A 10,760-nucleotide genomic window follows, 5' to 3' on the forward strand; every position below is an offset into this window, starting at 1 on the left:
GCGCTAAATCAAGACTCTGGAGCGGACGAGCCGGCTCTGCCGGATCGGACTCCGCTCTGGACGGCACCGGAAATCCACCCTCGCCGCCGGGCGGACTCCAGCGCCGACTCCACCGTCGGCGCGTAGCGCACGAGGGGTGGTCGCGCGCCGTGGGCCAGAAATTCGCGGCGCAATTCGGGGGTGGTCCCGGTCAGGTAGATCGCGACCCCCCGCCGCTTGGCCTTGTGCGCCAGACCTTCGATCATATGCGCGGCCGAACTGTCGACCAGCGTCACATCGGTGAAATCGACCACCAGCAACTTGTGCGCGTCCGAGATCCGTTCGAGCACCGCGCCGACGGTCGAGACCGCGCCGAAGAACACCGCGCCGCGGATGTGATAGATGAGCACATCCGGCCGCGCGCCCTCCTCGGCATAGGGCGCGCGGTCGTCCTCGTCGCGATCGGCATGGCCGGTCGCGATCTCCACCGCCTGCGACATGCGATGGATGAAGAGCAGCGCGCCGAGGGCGAAACCGACCAGGATCGCCTCGGTCAGGTCGCGGAAGATGGTGAGCAGCAGCGTGACATAGAGCACCGCCGCGTCGCCGCGCGAGGCCCGCGTCAACGCGACGAAGGCCGGTTTCTCCACCATGTCCCAGGCGACGAGCGCGAGCACGGCTGACAGCACGGCCAGCGGGATATAGCCCGCGAGCGGCGCGGCGACGAGCAGGAAGGCCAGCAGGAAGACGCTGTGCAGCATGCCGGCGACCGGCCCATGCGCCCCGGCCCGCACATTGGTCGCGGTGCGGGCGATGGTCCCCGTCACGCAGAAGCCACCGAACAGAGCCGAGCCCATGTTGGCGAACCCCTGCGCCACCAGTTCGGTATTCGACCGATGCCGTCGCCCGGTCATGCCGTCCGCGACCACCGCCGAAAGCAGCGACTCGATGGCGCCGAGCAAGGTGAAGGAAATCGCGGCCGGCATCACCGCGGTGATCTTCTCGAAGGAGAAGGTCGGCAGCGCGGGCGACGACGGATCCCCGGTCAGCGCGCCGAAGGTCGAGGCGATCGTGGCGACCGGCAAGCTGAAGACCCAGGCGACGAGGGTGGCGGCGACCACCGCGATCAGCATTCGCGGCCATCGCGGCCGGGTGACCCGCATCCAGATCATCGCGCCGATCGAGGCGGCGGACAGCGCGCAGGTCGCGGGATCCATTGTCGGAAGCGCGTGCCAGAGGACAAGCAGCTTCTCGATCAGCGGCCCCGGTTCCGGCCCGTCAAGCGTCAGACCGAGCAGCGGCCTGATCTGGCTGGCGAAGATGACGGCCCCGATCCCGGCGGTAAAGCCGACGGTGACCGGAAAGGGGATGAACTTTATATAGGTACCGAGCCGCAGCGCCCCGACCGCCAGCAGCATCAGCCCGGACAGGAAGGTGGCGAGGATCAGCCCGTCGATGCCATGCGCCTGCACCGTCGCGCCGATCAGCACGATGAAGGCGCCGGCCGGTCCGCCGATCTGGAACCTGCTGCCGCCGAGCGCCGAGACGAGGAAGCCGCCGACGATCGCGGTGATCAGCCCCATCTTGGGCGCGACGTCCGCGGCGATGGCGATCGCCATCGACAGCGGCAGCGCGACGATCGCGACCGTGAGGCCGGCCACGGCGTCGGCCCGCAGCTGGCGCGCGCCATAGCCTTCGCGCAGGGTTGTGACGAGCTTCGGAACGAACTCGGTATTCGGCGACAACGTGGAAGGCGGCATGACGGGAAAAGTCACTGGAAAAGAGCTCTCAAGGCTTGTGGCGCCTTTGCCGCGCCGCCGCAAGGCCGTGCGATGCGACGCTGCGACGACGAAATGAACCTGGCCCGACGATACCGGCCAAGCAAGCGGCCGAACGGCGCGCAATTCTCCCCGCCGGTAAATGCGTAAAGCCGGACCGCCGGAGTCCCGGCGGCCCGCGGTTCGGCATCCCTCCCCACCCCTGGGTCGCGCACGCCGCGCGATTGCTTCGCGTCCGGCGCCGGGCTACCCTGCCCCGAACCCGCGGAGGCGACATTGATCCGTATCATTGCGTTCCTCACCGCGCTGGTCCTCGGCGCTTCCAGCGTCGGCGCGATCGAGGCGCGGCTGGTCTGGATGGGCACCGGCAGCGTGGCGGGGGTGTATTTTCCCGTCGGCGTGTCGCTCTGCCGCCTCGTGAACCAGACGCGGCGCGAGCATGGCATCCGTTGCGCCGCCCGTGTCACCGAGGGTTCGGTCGGCAATCTCGCCGGCCTGCGCGGCGGCGGGCTCGATCTGGCGCTCGCCCAGTCCGACAGCCAGGCCGATGCCTGGCGCGGCACCGGGGATTTCGCGGACGATGGCCCCGACACCGCGCTGCGCTCGGTCATGTCGCTCCATGCCGAGCCGCTGACCATCGTCACGCGGAAAGGGTCGGGCATCGCCGCCCTCTCCGACCTCCCCGGCAAGCGGATCTCGGTCGGCTCCGGCCAGCGGGCGCTGATGGGCAAGCTGATGGCCGGCCTCGGCTGGACCGAGACGAGCTTCGCCGCCGTCGAGGAGGTGCCGCCCGAGGATCTCGATACCGCGCTCTGCGGCGGGTCGATCGACGCCTTCGTGCTCGCGATCGGCCATCCGGCGCTGGTGGTGCAGGAGGTGACCGGCCTCTGCGACGCGGTATTGGTGCGAGTGACCGGCCCGGCGGTGGAGGCGGTGATCGCGTCCGACCCCGCCTATTTCGCCACCGTGATCCCCGGCGGGCTCTATCGCGGGATACCGGCCGACGTGCCGACCTTCGGGGTCGGCGCCACGGTCGTCACCCGCGCCGATGTACCGGAGGAGGTGGTCTACACGGTGACCAGGGCGATCTTCCAGGATTTCGACACGCTCGTCGGCCTGAATCCCGCGCTCGGCACCCTCGACCGCGACCAGATGATCCGCCGCGGCCTGACCGCCCCGCTGCATCCCGGCGCCGAGCGCTACTACCGCGAGCAGGGCTGGCTCCCGTAGGAATTCCGGCGCGGTGCGAGGGCAATCTCCAACCAGACGGGATCGTCCGGTGGTCAGGATGGTGCGACAGGTCAATATGCCGGAGCGGACGGCCCGGTTCTGCCGGGGCGACTTTCGCTCTGGTCGTTCGCGCGGCTGCCGAGGACGCGGTCGGTCAGCCCGTCGATCGCCAGCGCCGCCGCGCCCATCGCCCACAGCCGATCGCCCCATTTATGCACCCGCACCTCCGGCGGCGGCCGGTCCAGGCAGAGCGCGTTGTCGCGCATCTGGTCGAGCACCCGCGTCCCATAGAGGAAGTCGTAGCGCATCTGCTCGCCGGAAAAGATGATGAGCGCCGGGTCGAAGATATTGACCAGATTGGCCAGCGCCAGGCTGAACATCCGCCCAGCCCGATTGAAGATCGAGAGCGCCATCGCATCCCCGGCCTTGGCCGCCGCGAACAGCGCGTCGAGTTCGGCCTGTCGGTCGACCGGACGGGCGCCGAGATCGAGCGCCGTCGTCGCCTCGCGCAGCAGCGCGTAGTCGGCGACATAGGCCTCGAGACAGCCGCGTTGGCCACAGCGGCAGAGCGCGCCGTCGAGTTCGACCTTGGTGTGGCCGAATTCCGCGCCGATGCCGCGGCCGCCGCGATAGAGCTTGTGGTCGAGCACGATGCCCATGCCGACGCCATGCTCGATGGTGACGACCAGGAACTCCGGCACGCCCTTGCCGTAACCGAACCATTGCTCGGCCAGCGCGGCGAGGTTGGCGTCGTTGTCGAGGAACACCGGGCAGGGGAAGGCCTCGTCGAGCAGCGCGCCGAAATCGACGTCGCGCGCCCGAAAGCACGGGCTCCAATGCACCAGCCGCCGGCTCGCCTCCAGAAATCCGGGCAGGCCGACGCCGAGGCAGTCGAGCGCGCCGAAATCGCGGCCGAGCAACGTGAGCGCCTCGGCGACGGCGGCGCGGAGATGGCCCGCGACCGGCGCCGCGGAGTCGCTGCCCCGCGGCATCCGCGCGACATGGTTCAGTTGCTCACCGCCCTCGAAATCCATCAGGGTGACGGTGATATGATCCTCCGAGATCTTGGCGCCGCAGACCAGGAAGGCGTCGGGCCGGACGCGCAGCAGCACACGGGGACGACCGCGGGCACCGCCCCGCTCGCCGGGCTCGGGAGCCTCGTCCAGCACCTCCTCGACCAGCCCTTCGGCCACCAGTTCGGCGGTGATCGAGGTCACGGTCGCCGCGCTGATCCCGGTGTCCCGCGCGACATCTACCCGCGCCGCGCGACGCAGGCGCCGGATCGCGGAGAGAACGGCGCGGCGGTTGCGCAGGCGCAGGCCCTGCGGCTGCGCGGGCAGGCCATCGGGCATTCATCCGCCCCCGTGCCGGTGAAAGCGTCGCCATTTAAATTCGGAAGGTGAACTTTCTCTTCGCGCCCGCGGCATGAGACACTCCTTTCGCGGCGCAACATTACAAGAATCTCACGATATATAACCCGCCGTGGTCGCGAGTAGGCGCTCACTTCAAATCACAAGTCAAAATAAATTTGACAATCGAATTTAATCGCCGGAATCTCCCCGCAAGAATCTCGCTCGGCACGGAATCATGCCTGGGCGGGGAAAAAGCCGGTTCATGCCGCAACGGGAGGACTTCCGCATGAAATCATTCTCAATCCTGGCCGCCGCCGTGCTGGCCTCGGGCCTCGCGAGCACCGCCATGGCCCAGGATCTGACGGTCGGCGTCAGCTGGTCCAACTTCCAGGAAGAGCGCTGGAAAACCGACGAGGCGGCGATCAAGGCCGCGCTCGAAGCGGCGGGTGCCAAATACATCTCCGCCGACGCGCAGAGTTCGTCGGCCAAGCAGCTGTCCGACGTCGAGAGCCTGATCGCGAGCGGCGCCAACGCGCTCATCATCCTCGCCCAGGACAGCGCGGCCATCGGCCCGGCCATCGAGGCCGCGGCGAACGAAGGCATCCCCGTCGTCGGCTATGACCGGCTGATCGAGGATCCGCGCGCCTTCTATCTGACCTTCGACAATGTCGAGGTCGGCCGGATGCAGGCCGCCGCCGTGTTCGAAAAGGCACCGAAGGGCAACTACGTGATGATCAAGGGGTCGCCCACCGATCCCAACGCCGACTTCCTGCGCGGCGGCCAGCAGGAGGTATTGCAAAAGGCGATCGACGCCGGCGACATCGCCATCGTCGGCGAGGCCTATACCGACGGCTGGCTGCCCGCCAACGCCCAGCGCAACATGGAGCAGATCCTGACGGCGACCGACAACAAGGTCGACGCGGTGGTGGCCTCGAACGACGGCACCGCCGGCGGGGTGGTCGCGGCGCTGACCGCCCAGGGCATGGAAGGCATCCCGGTCTCGGGCCAGGACGCCGACGCCGCCGCGCTGAACCGCGTGGCGCTCGGCACCCAGACCGTGACGATCTGGAAGGACTCGCGCGAACTTGGCAAGGAAGCGGCGGAGATCGCGCTGGCTCTGGCTGGCGGTTCCACGCCCGACAAGGTCGAAGGCGCGCACAAATGGACATCGGCCGGCGGCGTCGAACTGGACGCGCTGTTCCTGACCCCGGTTCCGATCACCAAGGACAATCTCGACGTGGTCATCGACGCGGGCTGGATCAAGAAGGACGCGCTCTGCGCCAGCGTCCCGGCCGGCGCCGCCCCCGCCTGCGGCTGAGCCGACCAGCGACGGGAGGAGCGGGGCGCCACCGTCCCGCTCCGCTTGACCTGGGCGCTGAAGTGCCCCGGACCCCGATTGTCGGCGTGCGTGACAGGAGTGCGCGAGATGAGCCTAGTCGGCAGGGCGGCGAAGTCGCTCGAAATAGATCTCAGGCTCGTGGGCATGATCGGGGCCCTCGTCGTGATCTGGCTGGTGTTCGACGCCACCACCGGCGGCCGATTCCTGACCCCGCGCAACCTGTTCAACCTTTCGGTGCAGACCGCCTCGGTGGCGGTGATGGCGACCGGGATGGTGTTCGTGATCGTCACCCGGAATATCGACCTCAGCGTCGGCTCGCTGCTCGGCTTCGTCGGCATGATCATGGGCACGCTTCAGCTCCACTATCTGCCCGGGATCGTCGGCGCCGGCGGCGGTTCGATCTGGATCCTCGCGGTGCTGGGCGGGATCATCACCGGGGTGCTGATCGGCGGCTTCCAGGGCTATATCATCGGCTATCTCGGGGTGCCGGCCTTCATCGTGACGCTGGGCGGGTTGCTCGTCTGGCGCGGCGCGGCCTGGTGGGTGACGAGCGGCCAGACCGTCGCGCCGCTCGACCCGACCTTCAAGCTGCTCGGCGGCGGCACGGGCGGCACGCTTGGCGCAACCTGGAGCTGGGCCCTCGGTCTCGTCGCGGCCTTCGCCGCGATCGCGCTCATCTTTGCCTCGCGCCGGCGCAAGACCTCGCACGGATTTCCGGTGAAACCGCTCTGGGCGGAGGTTACCGTGGCGGGGATCGTCGTCGGACTGATCCTCGCCTTCGTCGCGCTGATGAACGCCTATCCGGTGCCCGAGCAGGCGGCGAGGAACATCCTCGCCGCGCGCGGCGAGCCGATCCCGGACGGACCGATCAACATGGCACAGGGCGTGGCGATCCCGGTCGTCATCCTGCTCGCCGTCGCGGTGGCGATGACCGTGGTCGCCCGCCGCACCCGCTTCGGGCGCTATGTCTTCGCAACCGGCGGCAATCCGGACGCGGCGGAGCTTTCGGGCATCAATACGCGGCTCCTGACCGTCAAGATCTTCGCGCTGATGGGCGGGCTGACCGCCATCGCCTCGGTTATCGCCTCGGCCCGGCTCGGCGCGGTCGGCAACGACCTCGGCACGCTCGACGAATTGCGCACCATCGCGGCGGCGGTGATCGGCGGCACCGCGCTCTCGGGCGGCGTGGGCACCATCTACGGCGCGATCATCGGCGCGCTGATCATGCAGAGCCTGCAGTCCGGCATGGCGATGGTCGGGGTAGACGCGCCGCTGCAATCGATCGTGGTCGGCGTGGTGCTGGTGCTCGCGGTGCTGATCGACATCATCTACCGACGGAGGACCGGCGCATGACCCATCGAGGCCAAATCGACGGAGTCACGCCCCTCGTCGACATGCGCGACATCTGCATCAGCTTCGGCGGCGTCCAAGCCGTCGACCATGTCAGCGTCGATCTCTTCCCGGGCGAGGTCGTCGGCCTGCTCGGCCACAACGGCGCCGGCAAATCGACGCTGATCAAGGTCCTGTCCGGCGCATATCAGGCCGATACCGGCGAGATCCTGATCAATGGCGAGAAGGCGGACATCCGCACGCCCCGCGACGCCCGCCGCTACAATATCGAGACGATCTACCAGACGCTGGCGCTGGCCGACAATCTCGACGCGGCCTCCAACCTGTTCCTCGGGCGCGAACTCGTCACCCCGCTCGGCTTCGTCGATGACGACCGGATGGAGGCCGAGACCCGCAAGATCCTGAAGCGGCTCAATCCGAACTTCCAGAAGTTCCACGCCCCGGTCAAGGCGCTGTCCGGCGGACAACGCCAGTCCGTCGCCATCGCCCGCGCGGTCTATTTCAACGCCCGCATCCTGATCATGGACGAGCCGACCGCCGCCCTCGGTGTGAAGGAGACCCAGATGGTCGGCGAACTGATCGAGCAGCTCAAGGCCGAGGGCATCGGCATCTTCCTCATCAGCCACGACATACGCGACGTGATGGCGCTCTGCGACCGGGTCTCGGTGATGAAGAACGGCAAGCTCGTCGGCACCGTCCGGGTCGGGGACGTGACCGAGGACGACATCCTCGGCATGATCATCCTCGGCAAGCAGCCCGCGGCGCCCGTCCAATGACCGCGCGCCAGCCCGATACCCTGCACCCGGCATTCCGAGCCCCACTGCCCTCTCCCACAGCTCAGGTCTGATCTCATGTATCTCGGCATCGATATCGGCACATCGTCGGTCAAGACCGTGCTCTTTGGCCGCGACCAACGCCTGCTCGCCCAGGCGAGCGAACCGCTGACCGTCCAGCGCCCGCGCCCCGGCTGGTCCGAGCAGGATCCCGAGGCCTGGTGGGCCGCCGTCCTCGCCACCATCGACGCCATCGCGCGCCAGCATTCGCTCGCCGCGCTCCGCGGCATCGGCCTCTCCGGTCAGATGCACGGGGCGGTCTGCCTCGACCATGACGACCGCCTGCTCCGGCCCGCGATCCTCTGGAACGACGGCCGCGCCATGGCCGAATGCGCCGAGCTCGAAGCCGCCTGCCCACGCTCGCGCGAGATCGCCGGCAATATCGCCATGCCGGGCTTCACCGCGCCGAAGATCCTCTGGCTGAGAAAGCACGAGCCGGAGATCTTCGCCGATATCGACACCGTGCTGCTGCCGAAGGACTATGTCCGCTTCCGCCTGACCGGCCATCATGTCTCGGATATGTCGGACGCTTCCGGCACGCTCTGGCTCGATGTCGGGGCCCGCGACTGGTCCGACGATCTGCTGGAGGCGACCGGGCTTACCCGCGCCCACATGCCCCGCCTCGTCGAGGGCAGCGCGCCGTCCGGCGACCTGCTGCCGGAGTTGGCCAGCCGCTGGAGCATTCCCGGCCCGGTGGTCGTCGCCGGCGGCGCGGGCGACAACGCGGCCGCCGCCTGCGGCGTCGGCGTCACCACGCCCGGGGACGCCTTCATCTCGCTTGGCACCTCGGGCGTACTCTTCGTCTCGAACGCCCGCTTCTCGCCCAACACCGACGGCGCGGTTCATGCCTTCGCCCATGCCATCCCGGATACCTGGCACCAGATGGGCGTGATCCTCTCCGCCTCCGACAGCCTGGAATGGCTCTCCCGCGTCGCCGGCCGGAAGCCCGCCGAACTGGCCAGCGCCGTCAGTCTCGAGGCTGGCCCCAGCCGCGTCACCTTCCTCCCTCACCTCTCCGGGGAGCGCACACCGCACAACGACGCGGCCGCCCGCGGCGCCTTCATCGGCCTCGCCCAGTCGACCGGCCTCGCCGACCTGACCCAGGCGGTGATGGAGGGCGTCGCCTATGCCTTCGCCGATTGCCAGCGCGTCCTCGCCGACGCCGGCACCGACTTCGCCTCGGCGCTCGCCGTCGGCGGCGGTGCCCGCTCCGAAGCCTGGCTCCGGATCATCGCCTCGGTGCTCGACCGTCCGATCGAGATCGCGGCCGACGCCGATGTCGGCGCGGCGCTCGGCGCGGCGCGCCTCGCGATCTGCGCCGCCGAGGGTGCCACTCCGGCCGAGATCTGCGCGGCGCCCGAGATCCTGCGCGCCATCGAGCCGGAAGCCTCCCTCGTCACACGCTATCGCGAGGGCCATGCCCACTATCGCGCGCTCTATCCCGCACTGAAGGAGACCTGACCCGTGAGCGATTTCTTCGAAGGTATCGCGCCCATCCCGTTCGAAGGTCCGGAAAGCGAGAACCCGCTCGCCTTCCGCTTCTACCAGCCCGACCGCCTGGTGCTCGGCAAGCGGATGGAGGATCAGCTGCGCCTGTCGATCGCCTATTGGCACAGCTTCGCCTGGGAAGGTGGCGATCCGTTCGGCGGGCGGACCTTCGAGCGGCCGTGGTTCGGCGGCGGCATGGAGGCGGCGCGGCTGAAGGCCGAGATCGCCTTCGAGATGTTCGACCTGCTCGGCGCGCCGTTCTTCGCCTTCCACGACCGCGACATCGCGCCCGAGGGCCAGAGTCTCGCCGAATCCAACCGCAACGTGCGCGAGATCGCCGACTATTTCGCCCGGCGGATGGAGACCAGCGCGACCCGGCTGCTCTGGGGCACGGCGAACCTGTTCTCGAACCGCCGCTTCATGTCCGGCGCGGCGACCAACCCCGATCCGGAGGTCTTCGCCTACGCCGCCGCCCAGGTGAAATGCGCGCTCGACGTGACCCACCAGCTCGGCGGGGCCAACTACGTGCTCTGGGGCGGACGCGAGGGCTATGAGACGCTGCTCAATACCGACATGGGACGCGAGCTCGACCAGCTCGGGCGCTTCCTGTCGAAGGTTGTCGACTACAAGCACCGCATCGGCTTTCCCGGCACCATCCTCATCGAGCCGAAGCCGCAGGAGCCGACCAAGCACCAGTATGATTACGACGTCGCGACCGTCTACGGCTTCCTGCGGCGCTTCGGCCTGGAAAAGGAGGTGAAGGTCAATATCGAGGTCGGCCACGCGGTCCTCGCCGGCCATTCCTTCGAACATGAGATCGCAACGGCGGTCGCGCTCGGCATTTTCGGCAGCGTCGATGCCAACCGCAACGACTATCAATCCGGCTGGGACACCGACCAGTTTCCGAACAACGTGCCGGAACTCGCGGTGGCGATCCACCAGATCCTGAAGGGCGGCGGCTTCGTCACCGGCGGCTTCAATTTCGATTCCAAGCTGCGGCGGCAATCACTCGACCCCGAGGATCTGATCGCCGCGCATGTCGGCGGCATGGATGTCTGCGCCCGCGCCCTGCTCGCCGCGGCGGCGATCATCGAGGACGGCGGCCTCGACCAGGCGCTGGCCGACCGCTACGCCGGCTGGGAGACGCCGGAGGCGCGGAACATGCTTGTCGAAGCCGATCTCGCCGCCATCGCAGCCTGGGTCGACCACGACAACATCGACCCCCAGCCCCGCTCCGGCAAGCAGGAGAAGCTGGAAAACCTCGTCAACCGCTTCGTCTGACCCTCGGCGCCGCCGGCGCGACCCTATCCACGCACGGCGCCGCGCGCCCGGAGCCAGCGCGACGCCAGCCACCCGGGCGCCCCTTCGCTGACCCGGGGCTCAGCCCTCCAGTGCGCCGGAAGCCCCGCGG

General features: G+C 68.7%; 8 protein-coding genes. 6 read left to right on the forward strand and 2 right to left on the reverse strand.

The genetic code is table 11. The features are described from left to right. Positions 1–8: 8 nt before the first annotated feature. Positions 9–1,739 carry a SulP family inorganic anion transporter gene (locus Q0480_RS16110; RefSeq protein ID WP_299134464.1) on the reverse strand — a complete coding sequence of 577 codons (1,731 nt, stop codon included), beginning with the start codon at positions 1,737–1,739 and terminating at the stop codon, positions 9–11. 294 nt (positions 1,740–2,033) lie between these two features. On the opposite strand from Q0480_RS16110, the gene Q0480_RS16115 reads away from it, so the two are divergent. Next, positions 2,034–2,987, forward strand: coding sequence for a TAXI family TRAP transporter solute-binding subunit (locus tag Q0480_RS16115; protein ID WP_299134447.1), 954 nt, complete (start codon positions 2,034–2,036; stop codon positions 2,985–2,987). Between the two features lie 71 nt (positions 2,988–3,058). Here the strand turns inward: Q0480_RS16115 and Q0480_RS16120 are convergent, their stop codons facing one another. Beyond that, on the reverse strand, positions 3,059–4,339 hold the full coding sequence (locus tag Q0480_RS16120; RefSeq protein ID WP_299134449.1) for an ROK family protein: 1,281 nt from the start codon (positions 4,337–4,339) through the stop codon (positions 3,059–3,061). Positions 4,340–4,625: 286 nt separating this feature from the next. On the opposite strand from Q0480_RS16120, the gene xylF reads away from it, so the two are divergent. From xylF to xylA, 5 genes are all read left to right on the forward strand, one after another. Next, positions 4,626–5,657 carry a D-xylose ABC transporter substrate-binding protein gene (gene xylF, locus Q0480_RS16125; protein WP_299134451.1) on the forward strand — a complete coding sequence of 344 codons (1,032 nt, stop codon included), beginning with the start codon at positions 4,626–4,628 and terminating at the stop codon, positions 5,655–5,657. A gap of 108 nt (positions 5,658–5,765) precedes the next feature. Then, positions 5,766–7,031, forward strand: a complete 1,266-nt coding sequence (locus Q0480_RS16130; protein ID WP_299134454.1) for a sugar ABC transporter permease — start codon at positions 5,766–5,768, stop codon at positions 7,029–7,031. After that, entirely contained in the window at positions 7,028–7,804 is a 777-nt protein-coding gene (locus Q0480_RS16135) for an ATP-binding cassette domain-containing protein (protein ID WP_299134457.1), read from the forward strand. Before Q0480_RS16130 ends, Q0480_RS16135 begins: the two co-directional genes overlap by 4 nt. A gap of 75 nt (positions 7,805–7,879) precedes the next feature. Then, positions 7,880–9,322, forward strand: a complete 1,443-nt coding sequence (gene xylB, locus Q0480_RS16140; protein ID WP_299134458.1) for a xylulokinase — start codon at positions 7,880–7,882, stop codon at positions 9,320–9,322. 3 nt (positions 9,323–9,325) lie between these two features. Further along, positions 9,326–10,630, forward strand: coding sequence for a xylose isomerase (gene xylA / locus Q0480_RS16145; protein WP_299134461.1), 1,305 nt, complete (start codon positions 9,326–9,328; stop codon positions 10,628–10,630). Positions 10,631–10,760: the final 130 nt, after the last annotated feature.

The organism is uncultured Amaricoccus sp., assembly GCF_937891315.1.
Classification (GTDB): Bacteria; Pseudomonadota; Alphaproteobacteria; order Rhodobacterales; family Rhodobacteraceae; genus Amaricoccus.